The 21,997-nt window shown below is 71.5% G+C and carries 17 protein-coding genes and 1 pseudogene; 4 read left to right on the plus strand and 14 right to left on the minus strand.

Annotation, left to right across the window (positions count from 1 at the left end; all coding sequences use genetic code 11):
• Positions 1-53: 53 nt before the first annotated feature.
• The 4 genes from OG611_RS24730 to OG611_RS24745 form a co-directional block, all read right to left on the minus strand.
• Positions 54-677 carry a CBS domain-containing protein gene (locus OG611_RS24730; RefSeq protein WP_266423999.1) on the minus strand — a complete coding sequence of 208 codons (624 nt, stop codon included), beginning with the start codon at positions 675-677 and terminating at the stop codon, positions 54-56.
• A gap of 45 nt (positions 678-722) precedes the next feature.
• Positions 723-1,184: a Crp/Fnr family transcriptional regulator gene (locus OG611_RS24735; protein ID WP_266424002.1), complete on the minus strand. Its 462-nt coding sequence runs from the start codon at positions 1,182-1,184 to the stop codon at positions 723-725.
• A gap of 302 nt (positions 1,185-1,486) precedes the next feature.
• A complete protein-coding gene (gene ppk2, locus OG611_RS24740; protein WP_266424005.1) occupies positions 1,487-2,308 on the minus strand; it encodes a polyphosphate kinase 2 in 822 nt (273 codons plus the stop codon).
• 142 nt (positions 2,309-2,450) lie between these two features.
• Positions 2,451-3,347, minus strand: a complete 897-nt coding sequence (locus OG611_RS24745) for a pyridoxamine 5'-phosphate oxidase family protein (RefSeq protein WP_266424008.1) — start codon at positions 3,345-3,347, stop codon at positions 2,451-2,453.
• A gap of 408 nt (positions 3,348-3,755) precedes the next feature.
• Here OG611_RS24745 and OG611_RS24750 point away from each other — a divergent pair, with 408 nt between their 5' ends.
• The 4 genes and pseudogenes from OG611_RS24750 to OG611_RS24765 all read left to right on the plus strand — a co-directional run bounded on the left by OG611_RS24750 (position 3,756) and on the right by OG611_RS24765 (position 9,274).
• Positions 3,756-4,637: a universal stress protein gene (locus OG611_RS24750; protein ID WP_266424011.1), complete on the plus strand. Its 882-nt coding sequence runs from the start codon at positions 3,756-3,758 to the stop codon at positions 4,635-4,637.
• Between the two features lie 196 nt (positions 4,638-4,833).
• Positions 4,834-5,410 (plus strand): annotated as a pseudogene (locus OG611_RS24755) (oxygenase MpaB family protein); the annotation flags it as partial.
• Between the two features lie 21 nt (positions 5,411-5,431).
• Entirely contained in the window at positions 5,432-7,678 is a 2,247-nt protein-coding gene (locus OG611_RS24760) for a serine/threonine-protein kinase (RefSeq protein ID WP_266424013.1), read from the plus strand.
• 51 nt (positions 7,679-7,729) lie between these two features.
• Complete coding sequence (locus tag OG611_RS24765) at positions 7,730-9,274, plus strand: NAD(P)/FAD-dependent oxidoreductase (protein ID WP_266424014.1); 1,545 nt, start codon at positions 7,730-7,732, stop codon at positions 9,272-9,274.
• A 10-nt stretch (positions 9,275-9,284) separates the two neighbouring features.
• Here the strand turns inward: OG611_RS24765 and OG611_RS24770 are convergent, their stop codons facing one another.
• The 10 genes from OG611_RS24770 to OG611_RS24815 are packed head-to-tail and all read right to left on the minus strand — an operon-like array spanning position 9,285 to position 21,987.
• The gene (locus OG611_RS24770) at positions 9,285-10,259 is read right to left on the minus strand and encodes an alpha/beta fold hydrolase (protein WP_323180220.1); all 975 of its coding nucleotides are present in this window, start codon (positions 10,257-10,259) and stop codon (positions 9,285-9,287) included.
• 4 nt (positions 10,260-10,263) lie between these two features.
• Positions 10,264-12,696, minus strand: coding sequence for a polysaccharide lyase 8 family protein (locus OG611_RS24775; RefSeq protein WP_266424016.1), 2,433 nt, complete (start codon positions 12,694-12,696; stop codon positions 10,264-10,266).
• A 7-nt stretch (positions 12,697-12,703) separates the two neighbouring features.
• Entirely contained in the window at positions 12,704-13,855 is a 1,152-nt protein-coding gene (locus tag OG611_RS24780) for an SGNH/GDSL hydrolase family protein (protein ID WP_266424019.1), read from the minus strand.
• Positions 13,852-14,931, minus strand: a complete 1,080-nt coding sequence (locus OG611_RS24785; protein ID WP_266424022.1) for a right-handed parallel beta-helix repeat-containing protein — start codon at positions 14,929-14,931, stop codon at positions 13,852-13,854. The genes OG611_RS24780 and OG611_RS24785 overlap by 4 nt, the downstream gene beginning before the upstream one ends.
• On the minus strand, positions 14,928-15,530 hold the full coding sequence (locus tag OG611_RS24790; RefSeq protein ID WP_266424025.1) for a DUF624 domain-containing protein: 603 nt from the start codon (positions 15,528-15,530) through the stop codon (positions 14,928-14,930). The genes OG611_RS24785 and OG611_RS24790 overlap by 4 nt, the downstream gene beginning before the upstream one ends.
• Before the next feature lie 2 nt (positions 15,531-15,532).
• Positions 15,533-17,518 carry a hypothetical protein gene (locus OG611_RS24795; protein WP_266424028.1) on the minus strand — a complete coding sequence of 662 codons (1,986 nt, stop codon included), beginning with the start codon at positions 17,516-17,518 and terminating at the stop codon, positions 15,533-15,535.
• A 3-nt stretch (positions 17,519-17,521) separates the two neighbouring features.
• Entirely contained in the window at positions 17,522-19,312 is a 1,791-nt protein-coding gene (locus tag OG611_RS24800) for a heparinase II/III family protein (protein WP_266424030.1), read from the minus strand.
• The gene (locus OG611_RS24805; RefSeq protein WP_266424033.1) at positions 19,300-20,064 is read right to left on the minus strand and encodes an SDR family NAD(P)-dependent oxidoreductase; all 765 of its coding nucleotides are present in this window, start codon (positions 20,062-20,064) and stop codon (positions 19,300-19,302) included. The genes OG611_RS24800 and OG611_RS24805 overlap by 13 nt, the downstream gene beginning before the upstream one ends.
• A 44-nt stretch (positions 20,065-20,108) precedes the next feature.
• Complete coding sequence (locus tag OG611_RS24810) at positions 20,109-21,032, minus strand: carbohydrate ABC transporter permease (RefSeq protein WP_266424035.1); 924 nt, start codon at positions 21,030-21,032, stop codon at positions 20,109-20,111.
• Entirely contained in the window at positions 21,019-21,987 is a 969-nt protein-coding gene (locus OG611_RS24815; RefSeq protein WP_256259661.1) for a carbohydrate ABC transporter permease, read from the minus strand. Before OG611_RS24815 ends, OG611_RS24810 begins: the two co-directional genes overlap by 14 nt.
• Positions 21,988-21,997: the final 10 nt, after the last annotated feature.

Genomic DNA, 21,997 nt, shown 5'->3' on the forward strand with positions numbered 1-21,997 from the left:
CGGGGCCGGTCCGCATGCTCCGGGCGGCCCGGGAAGCCGGCCTCCGGGGTGCTTCAGTCAAGCTCCATACGTACGTCCACGACGCCTTCGACCGCGCGAATGGCCCGAGCCAGCAGTGGCACCAGAGCACGGTCCCGGACGGGCCCTCGAACGGTGACGACACCGTCCAGCACAGTGAATTCCACCTGGTCCGGAGGGGACATCTCGGCGATGACAGCAGATTGGATCTCCTCGCCGATCTCCTCGTCCGGGCGCAGGAACACCTTCAGGAGGTCGCTGCGGCTCACCACGCCCTCCAGCATGCCGAGATCGTTCACGACGGGCAGTCGTTTCACTCGCTTGCGCACCATGATGCGGGCGGCCTCGGCAAGGGTGGCGTCGGCGTGAACGGTGACGGCCGGACTCGACATCAGCTCCTCGGCCAGCACGGCGTCGGCTTTGGACGCCTCCTCCAACTGGCCGGGCAGCGTCGGATCGTCCTGCCGGAACTCCTCCTTCGGCAGCAGGTCCGCCTCGGAGACGACCCCGACGACGCGGCCCTCGCCCTCGAGGACCGGCACGGCGCTGACCCTCCACCGATGCATCAGCTCGACGATCTCCTTGTACGAGGCCTCGCGACCGATGGCCACGGCCGTGTGGGTCATGACGTCATCGACGGTGTACGGGGACGCGGCCATGGATGCTCCTCGGGCATGATTCCTGGTGGTGGCACGACGGCGCACTCACATGAACCCACCGCTGCCATGAGGGGCGTAGAGATCGAGCAGACGGATCCTGGTGGCCTGCAACCGGTGGGCGAGGACCTCACCGACCCAATGGCCGATGGCCGAACCGAAGGCGGGATCCGCGTTCATCATCGTGCGCACCGTCTCCGCGTCGAACTCATGGGTACGGACAGGCGTCATCGCCTCTGCCCCGAGGTGCCAGATGTAGGGCTTGAACAGCCAGGCCCAGCCGACCAGTTCGCCGGAACCCAGACTCTCGATCGCTGCCGGGACACTACCCGGCACGTGGATGTCCAGGGTGACGGTTCCCGAGCGCAGGATCCAGAAGCGGTCCGCGTGATCCCCTTCCTGGAAGAGACGGGTTCCCTGGGCGAAATTGACCTCCTGCCCGATCCCCATCAGACGGGCACGGTACTCGGCGGGCAGAGCTGCCGTGATGCGAGTCGGAGAAGCGTTCATCGGCGGCCTCCTCTGTGGTCTCCGGTGTCAGCATCGCCGGGCAGTGGTTACGAGGACATGGGCCGTCCGGCCCCTGCCGCGGGCCCGTCCGGTCCCTCCACTATCGCCCGACGCGCCTCATGGGCCAACCGGACGCCGGGGCGGCGACGAGCACATTCGACGCCCGTCCTGCCGTTGCCGAGGAGCACGTCGTGCGTGCGGTCCAGCCGGACCCGACGAGGGCAGGACGTTCCGTGTCCGGCCGGACCGGCCCGGTGGCCGCCGTACCTCTCGCGGCCCGATCGTGCGAGCTCCGCCTCGTCTCACTTCCCGAGCCGCGAGGCGTGGTCGGGCACGTACGTCTGCAGGCTTCTCGGCGGCCGTTGGTACCCGGTGGCCGGAGGCCGCGGGGGCAGTTCGATCACCGGCGGAGCGACCGTCTCGTACGGCACGGTCGACAGGAGATGGGCGATCATGTTCAGCCGGGCCCGGCGCTTGTCGTCGCTCTCGACGACGTACCACGGAGCCTCCGAGATATCGGTATGGATGAACATGTCGTCCTTCGCCCGCGAATAGGCCTCCCAGCGGGTGATCGACTCCAGGTCCATCGGCGAGAGCTTCCACCGGCGCGTGGGATCCCGCAGCCGGCGCCGGAACCGCTCCTGCTGCACCGCGTCACTGACCGAGAACCAGTACTTGCGCAGCAGAATGCCATCCTCCACCAGCATGCGCTCGAAGATCGGGCACTGGCGAAGGAACCGCTGGTGCTCCTCCATGGTGCAGAAATCCATGACGCGCTCGACGCCGGCGCGGTTGTACCAGCTCCGGTCGAACAGGACCACTTCCCCCGCGGCCGGAAGGTGCTCGACATAGCGCTGGAAGTACCACTGGCCGCGCTCGCGCTCGGTGGGCCGCGGCAGCGCGACGATACGTGCCACCCGGGGATTGAGGTGCTCGGTGACGCGCTTGATGGTGCTGCCCTTGCCCGCCGCGTCACGTCCCTCGAACACCACGACGAGCCGGGCGCCTTCGGCGCGTACCCACTCCTGAAGCTTCACCAGTTCGGTCTGGAGCCGGTACAGCTCCCGCTCGTACAGCGAGCGCGGCAGTTTTCCGGGCGTGCCCGAGCTCTTCTCGTCCGACATGGGACGACGTTACGGAGGAGACCACCCCCGAAGTCAAGTGTCAGCGCCGAGCGGGCTGCCGGGACCACGGTGCGGTCAGGACCGGATCGTGGCCGAGGAAGCCCACCGGATCGGCGGCGATCCGCTGCCGGTCGGTCACCGATCAGGCCGGACCGATGCGCCGCCCGGTGAGGCGCGTGGGCCGGATCGACACCCACGTCGTGCGGTCGCCCCCCGCCCAGGGCGTGGTGTGGGCGCCCTCGGTAAGCCGCCGCAGTACGTCGGGCTCCGTGACGATCCGGGCCGGGCCCACGGCAAGCACGCTCCAGCCCTGGCTCATGGCCTCGTCCACGTGGTCGACCTCGAATGCGACATCTGTTCCCCCGGCTCTCACGGGTGCCAAGTCGGGCGTGGTCCGGAAAGCGATCGTGTCATCGATGACCTCGTAGTTCACCGGATAGACCGCCGGGCCGTCGGGTTCCGACACCGCGATGCGGCCTACGCCGTGCGTGGAGAGCCGGGCGCGGCATTCGTCGGGGGCCAGGTCCTCCAGCCGGGGATGCAGGGGCGCCCGGCCCCGGCCGGGTGGCAGATCGATGCCGCCTCCGCGCAGGGCCTCCACGGTGGTGCCGAGCACGTCGGCCAGGCTGATGAGACTCGCCGGACTCGGGTCGGCCGGTCGTTGTTCGAGGTAGGCAAGGTAGTCCGGCGCCATGCGGGCGCGGTGGGCCGTTTCTGCGCGGCTGAGCCCCTGTCGCTCGCGTTCCATGGCCAGGCGCCGACCGATGTCGCCGGGGTTGGGTGCCCCGTCGGGCCGGGCCCCGGCGGACTCGGCACCGTCCCCGGCCGCCATGGCCGGCGGGAGTGGTTCGTCCTCAAGGTGGCGGACATGGGCGTCGGGCCCGGGGAACACGAGCGTCACCTGGCCGGTGTCCGACCAGTGCACGTCGTAGGGAGGGGTTCCGTCCTCGTGGTGCAGGCCGACGATCTCGCCGTCGCGCCTGCCGGCGCCGGTGGCCGGGCTTTCTACAACAAGCTGATCGCCGAGGTGAGCTCGCATGATCGCCGCCGTTTCCTCATCGCGTTGCTGTACCCAACGTGCCACGCGTGACGTGCCGTCGCACGGGATGGGAAGCGGTGATTCCGCTCGGCCCGTCGTCCGTCGTCCGTCGTCCGTCGTCCGTCGCACCGACGACGTCCGGATTTCCCGCACCACCGGCCCGGAGGCATTGGGGCAGGGCCGTGCGGGAATCCCCGGCCCCACGGGTGCTGCCGCACCGGGGTCGGCATGCGGCATCAGGAGATTTGCGGTACTCCTCGAATGAGAAGAAGCCGTGATCGGCTCGCCGGCGCGGATGCTCGCACCATCGACGGCCGCTCACCCCGTCCGGCCGGGAAGGCGGCCCCGCTCGCCGTCGTTCCGGCCTTCACGAGGCCGTACGGGACTCACGAGACGGAGACAGTCGCCATGGAGCCAGTCGTCACCGTGGGCCTCGACGGCTCACCCGAAAGCCTTGCCGCCGCTCGTTGGGCCGCCGACGAAGCCGAGCGGCGCAAGCTCACGCTGCGCCTCCTGCACGCGTGGCCGCTGCTGGTGCCGGAGTCGGCCCACGTCCCTGCGGAGATGGATCAGAACTACTGGGCGAGGCGGATCGTGCACAAGGCGCGGGCGGAGCTCCAGACGCGCCACCCCGGCCTTCCCGTCGTCGGCAGCCTGGTCGCCGACGACGCCCAGCACGCGCTGCTGCGAGCGGCGGCGGAGTCCGAGATGACCGTGCTCGGTTCGCGCGGACTCGTGCCCGTCGAGAGCTACTTCCTCGGAGACATCAGCATGCCCGTCGTGGCACGGGCCGACGGGCCGGTGGTGCTGGTACGCGCCGGGACGGGCGGACGGGGGACGCACCCCGCACCCGCACCGGCTGCGGAAGACGGCGTCGTGGTGGCACTGAAACTGCACGGCCCCTGCGACCACCTCCTCGAATTCGCCTTCACCACCGCTGCGGCACGAGGCGTGCTTCTACGGGCCGTCCACGGCCAGAGCCTGCCGGTGGCCGCGTACACGCCCTGGGGTGTGGATCACGACGTGGCGGAAGAAATCGCTCTGGACGCGCGGAAGCAACTCGATCAGATCCTCCGCCCCTGGCGGGACAAGTTCCCGCACGTGGAGGTGGACGACGGCATCGTTCTCGAAAGCCCCGCCAAGGCCGTCGTGGGCGCCGCCCAGGGCGCCGGGCTGCTGGTTGTCGGGAGGCGCAAGCACCACCCCGCCCCGGCATCACACCTGGGATCCGTCGCCCATGCCGCCATCCATCACGCTCGCTGCCCCGTCGCCGTCGTCCCCCACACCTGATCCGGGCGAACGCACGGAGCCGGTCCGGGAAGCCGGCGCCGCCGGTCCGGCCGCCCGGGGTCGGCGCAACCCGATGGCCGGGGACTGCGCCACCAACGCGTCCACGACATCGAGGAGCGAACCGCGGCGCGCGTGGACGGCGCGCTGCCGGTCGGCACCCGTGCCGGTGACCGTCAGCCGGCGGAGCAGCGCGACGGCCGCCGAGCAGGCCGGTGCCCGGGTCCGCAGGATCCACCGGCTCCCTCCAGGTCGAACGCCGCTCCGGCTTCCCGCTCACCGACGCCCAGGCCGACCGCTACATCGACGAACACCGCCACAGCGCCCGCCTCGTCGGCCTCGACCCCGCCGACGTACCGGCCACCGCCGCACAGCTCGCCGCCTACTTCGAGCGGGTGCGTCCCCGCCTCGCCGCGTCCGCGGACGCGCTGGACATCGACGACTTCCTGCGTCGGCCCCCCGGCCACCCGCTGCTCGTCCCGGCGCGGGCGCTGCTGTGGCGGCGCGTCGCGGCACTCGCCTACCAGTCGCTGCCCCCGTACGCCCATGAGCTCTGCGGCAGACCCGCCGCCCCGGCGCACACCGTCGACCGCCGCCTGCGCACGGCGGGAAACATGCTGCGCTGCATCTCCGCCCAGCTCCGCCGGCAGCTCCCGCCCGGTCACATTCTGAACGCGGTGGCCCGGCTCGGTCCCGGCAGCCGCCCCACCCCGTACAAACTGCGCGGCCGGGCCGCCATACTGGACGGGCCGGGGAGGGCGCGGAAACAGGCGTAACGACGGGGGCGACAGCAGGCGATGGCGGACACCAGGCTGATCCAGAGCCGGTACCGACTGCTCGATCTGATCGGGCGCGGAGGCATGGGTGAGGTGTGGCGCGCCCGCGACGAGTCGCTCGGCCGTCATGTCGCCGTCAAATGCCTCAAGCCGATGGGGCCCCAGCACGACCAGTCCTTCACCCGCGTCCTGCGTGAGCGCTTCCGCCGCGAGGCCCGGGTCGCCGCAGCGCTCCAGCACCGCGGCGTCACCGTCGTCCACGACTTCGGCGAGCACGAAGGCGTCCTCTACCTGGTCATGGAACTCCTCGACGGCCGCAATCTCAGCCAGCTCCTGGAGGACAACAAACAGCACCCACTGCCGGTGCCCGACGTCGTCGACATCGCCGAACAGGTCGCCGACGCCCTCGGCTACACCCACCAGCAGGGCATCGTGCACCGCGACCTCAAGCCCGCCAACATCATGCGGCTTTCCGACGGCACGGTGAAGATCTGCGACTTCGGCATCGCCAGGCTCGGCCACGACATCGGCTTCAGCTCCCGCCTCACCGGCACCGGCATCGCCATGGGCACCCCGCACTACATGTCGCCCGAGCAGATCAGCGGCGGCCAGGTCGACCACCGCAGCGACCTCTACTCACTGGGCTGCGTGCTGTACGAGATCGCCACCGGAGCACCGCCGTTCGACCTCGACGACGCCTGGGCCGTCCTCGTCGGACACCGCGACACCCAGCCCCGGCCGCTGCGCACCCACCGGGCCGAGCTCCCGGGCTTCTTCGACCGCGTCGTGCTCGAACTGCTCTCCAAGACCCCCGAGGAGCGACCCGTCGACGCGGGCGACCTGCGCCGGCGGATCGCCGTCGGCCGCACCGGCGAGCAGCCGCACCTGCCGCCCACCGGGCCGGTACCGCTCGCACCGCCCGTTCCCGTCGTACACCCCGGGCAGCAGCTGCCGGCCTGGACCCGTGGCATGACCACCGGGCACAAGGCGACCGGCGCCCACCCCGGGCTCGCCCCGCCCGACCACTCCGCAGGTCTCACCGGCGAGTGGACCACCGGCACAGACATGCGCAGCCTCACCGGCGAACTGCCACCGGTCAGGGCCGAGCGCCCGACCCCGTCGCCGGAGCTGCTGTCCGTCCTCGCCAGCCGGCACAGCGCGGGACTCGACCTGGGCCGGCTCGGCCACTGGGAGGAGGCCGGCGAGGTGCACCGCGCGGTCGCCGCCGAACGCGAGCACGCCCTCGGCCCCGACCACCCCGACACCCTTTCCAGCCGGTACGAGATCGGCTTCACCCTCAGCCGCACCGGACGCGCCTCGGACGCCCTGCGGGAGTTCGACCGCGTCGCCCGGGGCCGCGAGCGCAGCCTGGGCCCCGACCACCCGGAGACCCTGGCCGCCCGCCAGGAGACGGCGTTCGTGCTGGGCCGGCTGGGCCGGCACTTCGAGGCCCATCAGGTGTACGCCGCGGTTCTCGCCTCCCGGGAGCGCTCGATGGGCCCCGACCACCCCGACACCCTGCGCTGCCGCCACAACCTCGCCTTCAACCTCAGCAGGCTCGGCCGGCTGGAGGACTCGTACCGGATGGCCAGGGACGTGGCGTCGGCCCGCAGCCGGCTGCTCGGCGCCGACCACCCCGACACCCTGGTCACGCTCTACGAGGTGGCGTACACGCTGGGCAGGCTGGGGCGCTGGACGGAGGCCCTGCAGGCGTACCGGGAGGTCGCCCGGGGCCGGTCGAGGTCGCTCGGCGCCGACCACTCCGACACGCTCTCCGCCCGTTACGAGGTCGGCATCAGCCTGGGCCGCCTGGGCCGCAGCGCGGAAGCCCTGGAGCTGTACCGCGTCCTGGTGGAGGACCGGACCAGGGTGGGCGGCCCCACCGACCCCGAGACGCTCCGCGCCCGCCACGGCCTCGGCGTCAACCTGGGGCGCCTCGCCCGCTGGGAGGACGCGCTCGCCGAAGCCCGCGACGTGTGCGCGATCCGCGAACGCGTCCTGGGACCCGACCACCCCGACACCCTCGTCAGCCGCCGCGAGGTCGCCGTCGGCCTCGGCTGGCTCGGCCGCTGGGCCGACGCCCTCACCGTCTACCGCACGGTTGCCGCGGCCCGTGAGCGGCTCCTGGGCGCCGACCACCCCGACGCCCTCGCCGCGCGCAACGACGAGGCGCACTGCCTGGAGCAGCTCGGCCGCGGGACGGAGGCCGTCGAGCTGTACCGGCAGGTCGCGGCGCTGCGCCACGGGCAGCGGGCGGCGCCGCACTGACCGGGCGCCACGGCTCTGGTCAGGGGCGATCGTGCCGTGCTACGAAGGGTCATGCCCGCACCCGACAGCTATGACGCAGTGATCGTGGGCGGCGGCCACAACGGTCTGGTCGCCGCCGCCTACCTCGCCCGCGCCGGACAGTCCGTCCTGGTCCTGGAACGCCTGGCCACCACCGGGGGAGCGGCCGTCTCGAACCGCCCCTTCGACGGGGTCGACGCCCGCCTGTCGCGCTACTCGTACCTGGTCTCCCTGCTCCCGCCCAAGATCGTCCGTGATCTCGGACTGGACTTCGCCGTACGGAAGCGGACTGTCTCCTCGTACACCCCGACCGTGCGCGGCGGCCGTGCCACCGGGCTGCTCGTCGGCGGGGACCGCACCCGGGACTCCTTCGCCGCGCTCACCGGCTCCGACCGGGAGTACGCGGCGTGGCAGCGGTTCTACGCCATGACGCGGCACGTCGCCGAACGGGCCTTCCCGACCCTCACCGAGCCGCTGCCCGGCCGCGACGCCCTGCGTGAGCGGATCGATGACCCGGAGGCCTGGCGGACGCTCTTCGAGGAGCCCATCGGTGTCGCCGTCGAGAAGAGCTTCACCGACGACCTCGTACGCGGAGTCGTCCTCACAGACGCCTTGATCGGCACCTTCGCCGACGCGCACGATCCGTCGCTGCTCCAGAACCGCTGCTTCCTCTACCACGTCATCGGCGGCGGCACCGGCGACTGGGACGTCCCCGTCGGCGGCATGGGCGCGCTCACCGACGCCCTCGCCCGCGCCGCCCGCGAGGCCGGGGCGGAGATCCGGGTCCGGCACGAGGCGACCCGGATCGACACCGACGGGACACGGGCCGAGGTCACCGTCCGCTCACCCGGGGCGGAACATGTCGTCGCGGCCCGCAAGGTCCTCGTCAACGCCTCGCCGCAGGCGCTCGCCGCCCTCCTCGGGGACGAACCGCCCGCCCCGGCCGAGGGCGCGCAGCTGAAGGTGAACATGCTGCTCACCCGGCTGCCCCGGCTGCGCGACCGCTCCGTCGACCCGCGCGAGGCCTTCGCCGGAACGTTCCACATCGCCGAGGGGTACGGGCAGCTCGCCGACGCCTACCGTGACGCCGCGGCGGGCCGGCTGCCCGCCGCCCCGCCGTCCGAGATCTACTGCCACTCGCTGACCGACCCGTCGATTCTCGGCCCGGACCTGGCCGCCCGCGGCTACCAGACCCTCACCCTGTTCGGCCTGCACACCCCCGCCCGGCTGTTCGCCGCCGACAACGCGGCGACGCGCGCCGAGCTGCTGGCGGCGACGCTCGCCGAACTCGACGCGCACCTGGAGGAGCCGATCAACGACTGCCTGGCACGCGACGAGAACGGCGAGCCGTGCATCGAGGCGAAGACCCCGCTCGACCTGGAGCGGGATCTGCGGCTGCCCGGCGGCCACATCTTCCACCGGGACCTCGCCTTCCCGTACGCCACGGAGTCCACCGGCCGGTGGGGAGTGGAGACGGCGCACACCAATGTGCTGCTGTGCGGGGCCGGCGCGGTGCGCGGCGGCGGGGTCAGCGGGGTACCCGGCCACAACGCCGCGATGGCGGCGCTGGGCCGGTGACCAGCGTCTGCTACCGGCCGAAGACACCCCGCAGCGCGCCGAGCTTGCGCGGCAGGTCGTACTCGGCGCCGCCCTCGTGCCCGTTGTACGTGAACACCTCGATCTCCGCCGGACCCGCATAGCGGTGGTAGGCGGCGAACACCGTGGACGACGGGCAGATCTTGTCCATCAGGCCGACCGAGAACCACGCCGGGGCGGTCGCCCGTGCCGCGAAGTTGACCCCGTCGAAGTAGGACAGGGTCTCCATCGCCTCGTCGATCCGGAAGCGGTGCCCGGACAGCCAGCGGGCGATCTCCGCGTACGGTCCGGCGTCCGTGATCTGCGAGGCACGCCGGTAGTGGCAGAGGAAGGGCACATCGGCGACGGCGGCCACGATGTCGTCCCGCAGCCCGGCGACGGCCAGCGCGAGCCCGCCGCCCTGGCTGCCGCCGAGCACCGCCACCCGCGAGGCGTCCACCGCATCGTGGGCCTTCGCCGCGTCCACCGCCCGCACCGCGTCGGTGATCAGCCGCCGGTAGTAGTGGCGGTACGGGTCCTCGATGCCCCGGGTCAGGAAGCCGGGGGAGGAGGAACCGTGCCCGTCCGGGCCGATGTCCGGGGTGTCCGCGGTGTTCTTGCCGCCACCGCCCTGGCCCCGGTTGTCCATCACCAGATGCGCGTACCCGAGCGCGCTCCAGGTCAGCCAGGAGTACGGAATGCCCCGGCCGCCGTTGTAGCCGATGTACTGCACCACGGCGGGCAGCGGGCCCGAACGCCCCTTCGGCAGCAGCAGCCATGCCTTCACCGGCTGCCCGCCCCAGCCCCGGAATGTCACGTCGAACACGTCGACGGTCGCGAATCCGGCGTCGTACGGGACGAACGCGGCGTCCAGGTCGTGGCGGGCCGTCTCGGTGAGCGTCTTCTCCCAGAAGGCGTCGAAGTCGGTCGGCTCCTCCGGCTCCGGCCGGTAGTCGCGCAGCCGGTCCAGAGGCATGTCGAACAGCAAGGGTCTAGCTCCTCTTCAGGGTGAGGTTGAGGGTTGCACCGTGGCGTCCGGCCGTGTCGGCGGTGATCCGGACGCCGTTTCCGGTGGGTGCCGCGCTGACACCCGGATCGGCCGAGACGACGCTCAGACCGCGCTGTGCCAGGTCCAGCACGACCGAGGACCGCAGCTGTGTCGGGTCGGACAGCGACACCTTCACCGTCTTCCCGTCCGGCCGCACCAGCACCGAGGCCGGGCCGTCCGCGGTCAGTTCCTGCGCGGTGCCGGCGGTCCAGAAGTTCGCGGCGACCAGCCCGTCCGCGCAGCGGCGTACCGCGTGCACGGCGGTGGAGCGGGCGATCGGCTTCACCGGCGGCGCGGACGACCACTGCTTCGTCCGCTCGGCCGAGGCAGCCGGGGCCTGGAGCCAGTAGTAGCCCGCCCCGCTCGGTGCGGCGCCGTGGTCCTGCCAGAGCGTCAGATACGGGCGGGTGACCGAGGTGTCCGTGCCGTACTTGAGGTTGATCTCGCGCCAGGTCGCGGTGCGCTCCTCGCGCAGACCGTTCAGTGTGACGGGCTCGGGGAAGACATAGCCGCCGGTTCCGGCCACATGCAGCCACCGGACCTCGTCGAGGCGGTCCGACCAGCCGGCGTCCGTGGGCGCCGCCGTGCCGTTGACGAGCAGGGCCGCCTTCGGGTCGCGGAGCTTGCGGTTCTCCACCACCGTCTCGGCCGTGCCCGCGTCCGCGCCGATGCCCGAGCCGACGCAGGCGATCACGTCGTCCAGGCAGAACCAGCTCTTCAGCCCGTGCAGCGAACTGCCGTACGCGCGCAGCTCCATGCCGTACGCGCCGAGCGTCGTGCCCGGCAGCGCGGTGCCGCCCGCCCAGTCGGCCGTGCTGGTGGTCCGCTGACCCGCCGCGTCCGCCGGGCGTCCCGTGATGACCGTGGTGCCCGGCAGCCGGGCCGGGTCGACGGTCGGCCAGTAGTCCTCGCTGTAGTGCCCGAGGTCGTCGGTGTAGAGCAGGACCATGCCGTCGGAGAGGTGCCAGGCGTGCAGGTTCTCGTTCTGGATCGACTCGTAGTTGTAGATCCGGGACGAGTACGCGGAGATGCCGAGCGAGAAGGACGGCCTGCGGTGGGCCGCCTTGTCCATGCGCGGGTGCTGCTTGTGCGCGACCAGCGGCCCCCGGGCCGGCACCGGGGAGGCGATGACCTGCCGGGCGGCGACCAGCGAGGCGAGGTCGGTGACGGCCAGGAAGTCCCGGTAGGTGTCCTCGGCGATCCACTGCTTGACCAGGGCGGTGAACCGGTCGGCCGTCTCGCCGGGGAAGCTCGGGATCAGGCGCACCACCGCCTCGATGACCGTCTGCGCCGACACATGGCCCTGCTTGCTGGGGCGGGCGATCTCGCGCCCGCACACCGATGCCATCACGTCGCCGCGCACCAGCAGCGGGTCGAAGCCGTCGTCGACCCAGCCGCGGATGTTGTCGAGGTCGGGGTCGGTGACCGTCCACGCCGTACCGGCGAGCAGGTTCAGCAGCCGGGAGAGGTTGTTCAGCAGCTCCTTGCCGTACCCGCCGTTGTACGGATGCTTGTAGTGCTGGAGGAAGGAACCGTCGGAGTAGAAGCCCTCGCCGGTCCCCTCCGCCGCGGCGCTCGCGTCGTTGAAGGCGAGGACGCTGTTGGCGCCCGAACCCTCGACGTCCGAAAGAGCGTCACGGACCCGGGCCAGATCGTCGCCCGTGCCGCTGAGCACCGCGTTGACGGCGACCACGGTGGAGATCCATACCCGGTTGGCGCCGGTCGCGATCTGCCGGTCGGCCCGCCAGAGGTTCGGGTCGGGCGTGTAGTGCCGTACGGCCCCGGTGATCCGGCCCAGCCGTTCCGTCCCGAGCGCGTCGTACAGCAGTACGGCCGCGTCGTTGAGGGCGAGCGCGGAGCCGATCTCCCAGTCCCAGTCGTTGTCGAACCGGGTGTGGCCGGGACCGTAGCGGTTCGTCAGCATCCAGTCGAGGCCGGCCAGCAGCAGATCGCGCAGCGCGGTGTCGCCGTACTGGGGGGTGCCGGGGACGGCCCACGCGGTCGCGACCGTGGCGAGCCGTTTGAACGATGTCGTCACGTGGTTGGAGAGCGTGGTGCTGGTCAGATCGGGGAACAGCCCGTCGGTCCGGGCCGGGTCGAGGCCCTTGACCGAGGTGGTCGCGGCCTTGCCGATCCTGGCCACGGCCGCGGCGATCTGCGGGTCCGTCAGGTCGAGGCCGGGGCCGCCGGTGAGCAGCGTGTGCCAGCGGGTGCGCAGGGCGGCGGCGTCGTCGATGACAGCGGCCGCGTCCGCCGCGTGCGCGGTGCCCGCGGTGGCGGTGAGCGTCAGCGGCAGCGCGGCAGCCGCGCCGAGGGCCGCCGCCCCGGCGAGAACGGTGCGCCGGGTGGCGCCCGGAGTGGTGCCTGGGTTCGTCATACGGCCCTCACAGGAGGTGTCGGCGGTCGACGGCCGCTGCCAGCGCGGCATGACCGGAAGGGTTGGGGTGGAGTCCGTCGCCGCTGTCGTACGCGGGCAGCATCAGGGACGGGCGTTCCGGGTCGCGCAGTGCGGCGTCGAAGTCGACGACGGCGTCGAAGACCCGGCCGGTGCGCACCGCCGCGTTGATCCGCTGCCGGACCGTTTCGAGTTCGGGCGTCCAGCGGGTCCAGCCGCCGAACGGGGCGATGGTCGCGCCGACCGTCCGCAGCCCGGCGTTGCGGGCGCGGAGCACCAGCTGCCGGTACCCGGCCAGGACGAGCGCCGGATCGGTCTGGCTCGGCGGCTGCTGGAGATCGTTGACGCCGAGGTGGACGAGGACGGTGCGCAGTCCGGGCAGTGACAGCACATCGCGGTCGAAGCGCGCCTGCCCGCCCGGACCGAACCGGGCGTCATCCAGCAGCAGCCGGTTGCCGCTGATGCCGAGATTGGCGACGGCCGAACCGGGCAGCCGCCTGGCCAGTTGGTCGGGCCAGCGCAGATCGGCGTCGTCGGGGGTGCCGACGCCCTCCGCTATGGAGTCGCCCAGCACCGCGACCACCGGTCCGTGCGCGCCCGTCACCTCGACGCCCGTCAGCAGGAACACCGAGGTGGTGCGCTCGCCGTCGACGGAGTGCGAGGCATGGGTGTTGCGGTGGAAGGAGAGCGGACCGGTGGGGCCGGGGAGCTTGGTCTCCACCGTCAGCCGCGCCGCCTCGGGGGCACGCAGTCCGGCGACCGCGTCGCTGGTCAGCGAGGAGCCCACGGCGAGCCAAGCCTGCCGCTGCCCGCCGAACGTCACCGGCAGGCCGCCTGCCGTCACCGGGCCGACGAGGACCGGGACGGTGCCGAAGGCATGCCCGTAGCGCAGCCGGACGTTTCCGCCCGCGGAGAGCCGTACGTTGGTGACGCAGGTGCCGTCGGTCAGGCCGGCGCTCGCCACCGTGTCCGTGGCGGTCGGTGTCGTCTGCGCGGTCGCCCACGACGTCGTCCAGCGCGACCGGCCCGTGCCGCCGCCCGGCCGCTCGGCCGCCTGTGCCCCGGGCGCCGCGGCCGCGACCGCCGCCAGACCGGCCGCCGCCGTCAGTACCCCGCGTCTCGCGGGTCCTCGCCCGCTCACTGGGGGCACGCACCCGTCGGGTCGTACTCGCTGCCGTAGGTGCCGACCGCGTCGCCACCGGTGTTGCCGCTCATCGTGTTGGTGCACACCGGACCTTGCGGGGTGCGCATGAACTTGATGCCGCCGCCCGCGTTACCAGTGATGGTGTTGCCGTAAATACTGGTGTTCACGCCGTCGGTCGCGGTGTCACCGCCGAGCCGGATGCCCGAACCGACGTTGCCGTGAATGGTGTTGTAACGAAAGATGTTGCCGCTGCCGCGTGCGTCCAGGCCGCCGGAGCTGGAGTCCTTCTGGCCGCTGCAGTCGTTGTACTCGACGTAGTTGTTGGTCGAGTTCTCCTTCACGTCGACGCACTCGTTGCCCTGGGTGGCGATGGTGTTGTGATGGATGCGGTTGTTCCTGCTGATGTCGGGGGCCGCGTCCGGGGCGCCGTTCGCCCCCTGCTGTTCCGGGGCGGTGCCGAGATAGATGCCCTCGCCGTTCTTGCCACCGCCGCCGAACTTGAAGTCGTTGACCCCGCAGTTGGTGATCGTGTTGTCGGAGATGTCGGCGCCGGTCACCAGATAGCGCACCCGCAGGCATTCGTCGGCGGCGTTCTTCAGCGTCATCCCGGTGATCCGCAGGCCGCCCACACCGTTGCCGGGAGTCGTGCTCATGACATAGATGAGCTTGAGGCGGTACCCGGACACATCGGTGGACGACCCGTGCAGCCCGTCCACGGTGAAACCGCTGAGCGTCGTCGAGTCGTGCTGCACCTGGATGATCCGGGCGTCGCCGGCCCCCTTCACCACGGCGTTCGACGGGCCGGTGATGGTGACTCCGGCGCGCTTGGTCACGACGTCCTGCTTGTACGTACCGGCGGCGAGGTTCACCACCGCGCCCGTCGGCGCCAGGTCGACCGCCTTCTGGATCGTGGCGAGCGGGGCGCTCGCCGACGTACCGGCGTTGGAGTCGCTGCCGGACGGCGACACGTAGTACGCGGTGGCCGCCTCGGCGGCCACGGACGGCGGGGGGAGGACGAGCGGGGCGCCTGCGGCGAGCGCGGCGACCAGAGTGGTGCGCAGTACACGGCTCATGGGGTGTGCCTCCTGGGGTCTGCGAAGGACAGAGCGAGCAGTACGGGGATGCTGGGGCCGAGGAGCAGGGGGCCCAGCGGTACGACGAGGGAGAGCAGCGCGGCGGAGATCACCGCGCCCAGCAACGCGGTGCCACGGGCCGCCGACCCGAAGCCGAGGGCCAGCGCACCGCGTGACCAGGTGCGGACCGTTCCGTGCGGGGACCGGCCCGCCTCGGCCGCGAGCGCCACATGATGGATGACGAGCGCGGCCGCGATGCCCACCTGCGCGGCGAGCAGCACGAACGTCCACGGCTCCGAACGGCCCAGCAGATGGACGATGTTGGCGGCCAGGACGATCCCCGCAGCGGTGGACGCCAGGGAGTGGCGCCACAGGGACCGCCAGTACTGCGGGAAGGCGGTGAACGTGTTGGTGAAGCAGCGGCTGTCACCCTCCGCCCGCCACCGCTGCAGGGCGTGCCCCATCGCGGCGAGCGCGGGAAGCCAGGTCACGACGCCGAGCGACAGCACGGTGAACGCGGCCCCGGCGGCCGCCGGGTAGGCCACGAACTCCAGCCGCCGCAGCAGCGTCGGCCAGCCGGACGAGAGGGTTGCCTGCATGATCAGCCGACCTTTCCTGTGTACGGCTCCGGGACATCGAGCAGCACGCGGCCGTCCAGCACCAGCCGGGTGGCCGCCACCACGTACGGGGCCGAGCCGTCGGTGCCGAGCAGCACGGCCGCCGCGTCGGCCGACACCGCGGCGGTACGGATACGACGGGCGACGGGGGAGAGGAGCACGGTCTCCTCGCCGAAGGTGACGCCCTGGCCCTCCTCGCACCCGACCCGCTCGGCGGCGGCCGGTGCCGGGCCCGGGACGATCGAGGTGAGGAAGAGCGCCTGTGTCGAGCGCGCGGTCGTGGCACGCAGGGTGTGCAGCGTGCGGGTGAGCCGCAGCTCCGGCGTGCTCGACGTCGGATTGGCCTCGACCTCGGTGGCCTCGGAGACGACCGGGGCGTCGAGCGGTGCGAACCGCCGCACCACGGCGGAGGCCGCCCCGGACCGGATCAGCCGGCCGCCGTCCGGCCGCGGTTCGGTCGGCCGGTCGGTCTGCAGCAGGAACGTCCACTCCCGCTCCGTGTCCGCCTCGGCGAGATCCAGCAGTACGAGCCGTCCCGACGGGGTGAACACCAGCGTCCGGTCCAGCCGCCGCACCCCGAGCGCGGGGTCGTACATCGCGGCGATCTCCGCCGTGGCGTGCGCCCAGCCGCAGTAGGGACCGGCGAGCACATCGCGCTGCCGGGCCTGCCGCTCGAACGGGATGTCCTTGTACACGTGGTACCGGTCCTCGTCCGCGTACCCCTGCCCGTCCACCAGCAGCAGATTGTGGTGCGCGGCCCGCTTGCGGTTGCTGTAGCCCTCGTCGACCGCGAGGAACGCACCCTGCGAGACCAGCACGAACGAGCCCGAATCAGGGTGGTGGTGACCCTGGTTGAGGGTCTCCCAGCCCAGTTCCGCCCGGTGCTTCGCGGAGGTCTCCCAGGCCTTGTGGCCACCGCCGGGGCTCGCCTTGAACGAGACGAGCGTGGCGTCGTCGTCCCATCCGGTGCGGGCCGCGAGCAGGCCGAGATCCGGGAAGAACGCCCGCGTCTCCGAGGGCCGGGCGGCGGCCACGGACGGGTCGTACCAGAGGTATTCGAGATACGCCTCCGGCAGGATCCCCGGCCGCACCCCGCTCTCCGCCGCCTCCTGCCACAGCAGTTCGCCCGAGGCGAGATCGCCCAGCCACTGCGCCTGAGGAATCCCGTACTGCGCCGCGAGACGGTAGTACAGGCCGGCGCTGTGTCCGCTGCGCCGGTCGTGGCAGTCGCCGTGGTCGACATTGAACGCGAAGCCGGGAGCCAACTGGTGCAGCCGGTAGCGGAAGGTGTGCGAGAGGAAGCCGCCCCGCCCCCACCAGTCGATGCCCTCCGCCTCCTGGAGGAGATCCAGATGGATGGCGAGGAAGGGCACGCCGTAGCGCCAGTAGACGACGCCCTCGGCGTGCGAACCGTCGTCCGGCATCAGGTCGAGGACCGTGCCGAGGTTGTCCTTGGCGCGCTCGGTCCACTCCTCCTTGCCCAGCACATAACCGGCCGTCGCCAGACCGGCGTAACAGATCCAGTTGTGGTTCTGCCAGTACGACGACGACCACCAGCGGCCCTCGCTCGCCACCGCGAACTCGTACATCCGCCGCCCCTGGAGCAGCAGCTTGTACCGCAGCAGTGCCCGCACCCCGTCCGGGAGCTCGTCGCCGACCCACCGGTAGGCCAGCGACAGATGGTGCAGCAGCCAGCCGGCGTCCAGATCGTGGTCCGGCATATGGGCCTTGCCCCAGTGCGGCAGCCGCACCGCGGCCTCGATCCAGCGTCGGCTCTCCGCCAGATGGACCGGATCGCCGCTCACCCGGTAGGCCAGCGCCGGGTTGGAGGCGGCGGGGCCGAGCCAGGTGATGCTGGCCAGGGGGTGGGTGCGCGGCGGGGTCAGCCCGCGGTGGCGGGCAGCCTCCTCGTGCAGCCGCGCCTGCTGTGCGGGGCGCGGGCCGGGCGGCGGGGTCGCCGAGAGCAACAAGGGTCAGTCCTCCGTCCGGAACCGTGCGGTGCCGCCATCGGTCAGCGAGACCGTCAGCACCCCGTCACCGTCCAGCCGTACGTCGGTCACGGCGGGCCCGGCCGACGCCGCCTGGTACACCGAGGCGAAGACGACCCGGTCCGACTGCGCGGTGAAGTCGACCCGGGTGCGCACGCGCTGCGGATCGTCGGCCGGACCCGGGCCCGGCCGGGAGACCGGACACACCGTCGCGCCGGGGGTGTGGGTGTGCCAGCCGTGCAGGGTCTCGTCGCCGTACCAGGTGGTGCGTACCTCGCCCGAGGCCTGGAGCTGGATGTCCAGCGCGACACCGGGGCGCAGCTGCGCGGTGAGGCGCCGCTCGTCCTCGGCACGCACCGTCAGCAGATCGACCAGATAACTTCCACCGAGCACCACCCGCCGCACCGCACGCACCCCCGCGTACGCCGTCGTCACCTCGGCGGTGACGGACGAACCGTCCGAGCCGAGCAGCCGGCCGGTGCACTCGGCCTGTTCGGCGTCGTTCACCCGGAACGCCGGATGGGCCTGTGTCGATGCGTACAGATCACGGAACTCGGCGTGTGCGTAGGGCACTTGACCGGGGTCGGGCTGCCACGGGGTGGTGTCCCCGTACAGATACAGCGACAACTTGTCGCGATGGCCGTGCGATCCGCCGTGCGGACCGAAGTCCAGCAACGCGTGGACGCCCGCGTGGTGCAGCACCGCGTACCCGGCGGTCGGGAACACCGTCACCGGACCGGGCGCCGCCCGCTCGGCCAGCGGCGGACCGGCGAACCAGCCGCCCAGCTCCCGGTCGAGCCCGTCGTCGAGCGCGCCGAGCTCGGTCCGGGCCCGCCCGGCCACCGCTTCCAGGGCCGGTGAGGGAACCAACTGCTGTGCCAGCGCCACGAGTTCGAGCCATTCGAGGGCGAGTGGACCGCGCAGATACGGGCCGTCGTGCAGCGCCGGCAGGATGCCGCCCGGCGTGGCGATCGTCGCCAGCACATCCGTCATCCCGGCCAGCACATCCACCACGTCGGACGGTACGGACGCCGGGTCGGTGCCCCGCAGCGCCAGCAGCGCGGCCCGCAGCACGAACCCGTGGTAGTAGGTGCTGCCCTCCCACTCCCAGCCGTCATCGGCGACCGCGACCCGCAGATGCGCGTACAGGCCGTGCTCGCCCTCCAGCCACCGCTTGCCGCCGTCCCACTCCCGGCCACGGGCCGCGGCGGCGGCCCGACTCGTCGCCACGCCGGCGGCGTTGAGCCACGCGGTGTAGTTGGAGGCGAGATGGCCCTGACCGGTCAGCACGTCCCGGGCGTCGAGCGCCGCCCGCTCCAGGTCGTCGAGGAGCGGCAGCACCGCCGCCAGGTGTTCCGTGGAGTGCTCGGCGAGCGTGATCACGGTGTGCCCGATGTTCACCGCCCAGATGGCATCGGTCAGCGCCTGGTGGAAGAGCCGACCGCGCAGCATCCAGGTCTGGGCCTCGCCGTGCCGCTCCGTGGCCAGCTCCGCGTACAGCCCCGCGTACTCCACCAGCCGCGCCACCGACTCCGCGCGCTCCTTGCGGTGGGCGAGCACCCGCAGGTGCCGCGCCCACGCCTGGTGCGAGAGCACCAGCCAGGCGCCGCGCACCGCCTCGTCGTCCACCCGGCAGCCGTACGCACAACGCGCGCCGCCCTCGGGGAACACCCCGGCGAGCAGATCACCGTGGTCGAGCTCCACACCGTGCGCCGGGCAGACATACGCGTGCCACCAGCCGCCGCGCTCCCGGGCGATCCGCCTCAACGCGGCCACACGCCACCGTCGATGTCCACCGTGGTGGCGGTGAGGAAGCCGGACGACGGCGACGCCAGGTGGACCACCGCTGCGGCGACGTCCTGCGGGGTGCCGGCCCGGCCGACCGGGATGCCGGCCTCCATCGCCTGCTGCGCCTCGGGCGCGGTGAACGTGTCGTGGAAGGCGGTGCCCTTGATGAAGCCGGGCGCGACGGTGTTGACGGTGATGCCCGTACCGCCGAGCTCCTTGGCCAGGCCCTTGGTGAAGCCGCGCACACCGGCCTTCGCCGCCGCGTAGGCGACCGAGCCGGGGCCGCCGCCGTTGTGCGCGGCCAGCGAGGACATCGTGATGATGCGGCCGGCCGACGACTGCGTCAGATGCGGCAGGGCGGCGCGCACGGTGCGGAAGGTGGACGTCAGATTGGTGGAGAGGACCTGGTCGAAGTGGTCGTCGGACATCTCGGCGATGGTGGCCCGGCCGATCAGATGACCCGCGTTGCAGACCAGGATGTCCAGCCCGCCGAGGAAGCCGGTCGCCTCGTCGACGAGCCGGTCCACATCGCCGGTCACCGTGACATCGGCCTTGAACGCCTTCGCCCGGCGGCCCAGCGCCTCGATCGCGGAGACCGTCTTCGCGGCCTCGTCGGCGGAGGAGTGGTAGTGGACGGCGACATCGGCACCGGCCTCGGCGAGCGCGACGGCGATGGCGCGGCCGATTCCGTGGCCTGCCCCTGTCACCAGTGCGCGGGAGCCGTTGAGATCAGCAGACATGAAGTAAGTACCTTTCGAAGAACGGTGGTTCGGGCCGTAATCGGTTACTTGAGACCGGCGGTCGCGAAGCCCTGCACGAAGTAGCGCTGGCCGATGAGGAAGAGAATGACCATGGGCAGCGTGGCCAGCGTGGTGCCGGCCATCAGGAAGTGCCACTGAGGGCCGTTCTCCGTCTTGAAGACGGAGAGCCCCACCTGGATCACCCGCAGGCTGTCCGTGCGGGTCACCAGCAGCGGCCAGAGGAAGTTGTTCCACGACGACTCGAAGGTCAGCAGCGCCACGGTGGTGAGCGCGGGCTTGACCTGCGGCGTCATGATCCGGGCGTAGATCCGGAACTCGCCCAGACCGTCGAGCCTGGCCGCCTCCTCCAGCTCCACCGGAAGGTCCAGATAGAACTGACGGAAGAGGAAGACCGCGAAGGGGGTGACGGCGCCGGGAATGATCAGTGCCCACCAGGAGTCCAGCCAGCCGCTGCCGCCCTGGCCGAAGATGTCGTTCCCGCCGGCCAGCGGCATGAAGCGGACGATCAGGAACTCCGGCAGCACCTTGGTGTACGTGGGGATCATCAGTGCGGCGATGAAGAGGTAGAAGATGACCTCGCTGCCCCGGAACTTGATCCGCGCCAGCGCGTACCCGGCCATCGACGCCACGACCACATTGATGAGGGTGTGGCTGAACGCGATGATGAAGCTGTTGCGCGCGTACGTCGCGAACGGCGCCGCCTTCAGCGCGTCGACATAGTTTCCGAACTCCCAGTGTTCCGGGAGCAGTCCGGCGTCCTGCGAGGCGATCTCGACCGGCGTCTTGAGCGAGGTGAGCACCATCCAGACGAACGGCACCACCATCAGCAGTGAGACGACGGTGAGCGTCAGATAGAGCGCGATCCGGCCGACGGAGAGCGGCTTGCCCTTCGTCCGTGGCCGGGCCTTCTCTGCAACCCCGGGCCTGTGCAGCTCAGTTGTGGCCACGGGTGCCTCCCATGATCCGCCGGTTGACCAGAGTGAAGCCCATCAGCAACACGAACAGCACCAGTGACTGCGCGGAGGCGTAGCCGATGCGGAACTCCCGGAAGGCGGACTTGTAGATCTCGAACGTCATCATCGTGGTGCTGTTGGCAGGGCCGCCGTCGGTCAGGATGTAGATCTGGTCGAACGACTGGAACGCGCTGATCATCGACGTGATGAGCACGAAGAACGTCGCGGGCTTCAGCAGCGGCAGGGTGATCGAGAAGAACTGCCGCACCTTGGACGCACCGTCCACCGAAGCCGCCTCGTACAGCTCCTTCGGCAGGGACTGCAGCGCGGCCAAGTAGATGAGCATCTTCATGCCGATGCCCTGCCAGATGCCGACCAGGATCACCGAAGGCATCGCCCACGATGTCGACGACAGCCAAGCCGGGCCTTGGATCCCGAGGAACGACAGGAGTGTGTTCAGCAGCCCGTTGCCCGGGTTGTAGATCCACAGCCAGACCAGAGCGATCGCGACGGTCGCCGTCACCTGGGGAATGAAGACCGCGGTACGGAAGATGCCCCGCGCCTTCAGCCCGGTGTGCAGCGCCAGGGCCACGAGCAGCCCCAGCAACATGCCGAACGGAACGGTGAAGAAGGTGTAGATGACGGTGTTGACGATGGACTTGCGGAACACCGCGTCGTCCAGCATGTCCCGGAAGTTGTCCAGGCCCACGAACTGCGGCGCCGTCAGCACGTCGTACTTCGTGAAGGCCAGAACCACCGACGCGACGACCGGCAGGCCGATCCAGAGCGAGGCGTGCAGCAGCGCGGGCGCCACCATCAGCATGCCGGCGCGTTGCCTGCGGCGCCCCGGGCCGGTGGGTGCCCGGCCGGTGCGTTTCTTCGCGACCGTGTGCTCGGTCGGGGAAGGCGGCCGCGCGGGCCTCGCCTTCAATACGGATGTCGCTCCCACAGTGACGGGT

Source organism: Streptomyces sp. NBC_01363 (assembly GCF_026340595.1).
In the GTDB taxonomy this organism is placed as follows: Bacteria; Actinomycetota; Actinomycetes; order Streptomycetales; family Streptomycetaceae; genus Streptomyces.

Coding starts and splice junctions, on each gene's coding strand:
- OG611_RS24730 (WP_266423999.1), bottom strand. CDS start 677: ATGGCCGCGTCCCCGTACACCGTCGATGACGTCATGACCCACACGGCC.
- OG611_RS24735 (WP_266424002.1), bottom strand. CDS start 1,184: ATGAACGCTTCTCCGACTCGCATCACGGCAGCTCTGCCCGCCGAGTAC.
- ppk2 (WP_266424005.1), bottom strand. CDS start 2,308: ATGTCGGACGAGAAGAGCTCGGGCACGCCCGGAAAACTGCCGCGCTCG.
- OG611_RS24745 (WP_266424008.1), bottom strand. CDS start 3,347: ATGCGAGCTCACCTCGGCGATCAGCTTGTTGTAGAAAGCCCGGCCACC.
- OG611_RS24750 (WP_266424011.1), top strand. CDS start 3,756: ATGGAGCCAGTCGTCACCGTGGGCCTCGACGGCTCACCCGAAAGCCTT.
- OG611_RS24760 (WP_266424013.1), top strand. CDS start 5,432: ATGGCGGACACCAGGCTGATCCAGAGCCGGTACCGACTGCTCGATCTG.
- OG611_RS24765 (WP_266424014.1), top strand. CDS start 7,730: ATGCCCGCACCCGACAGCTATGACGCAGTGATCGTGGGCGGCGGCCAC.
- OG611_RS24775 (WP_266424016.1), bottom strand. CDS start 12,696: ATGACGAACCCAGGCACCACTCCGGGCGCCACCCGGCGCACCGTTCTC.
- OG611_RS24785 (WP_266424022.1), bottom strand. CDS start 14,931: ATGAGCCGTGTACTGCGCACCACTCTGGTCGCCGCGCTCGCCGCAGGC.
- OG611_RS24790 (WP_266424025.1), bottom strand. CDS start 15,530: ATGCAGGCAACCCTCTCGTCCGGCTGGCCGACGCTGCTGCGGCGGCTG.
- OG611_RS24805 (WP_266424033.1), bottom strand. CDS start 20,064: ATGTCTGCTGATCTCAACGGCTCCCGCGCACTGGTGACAGGGGCAGGC.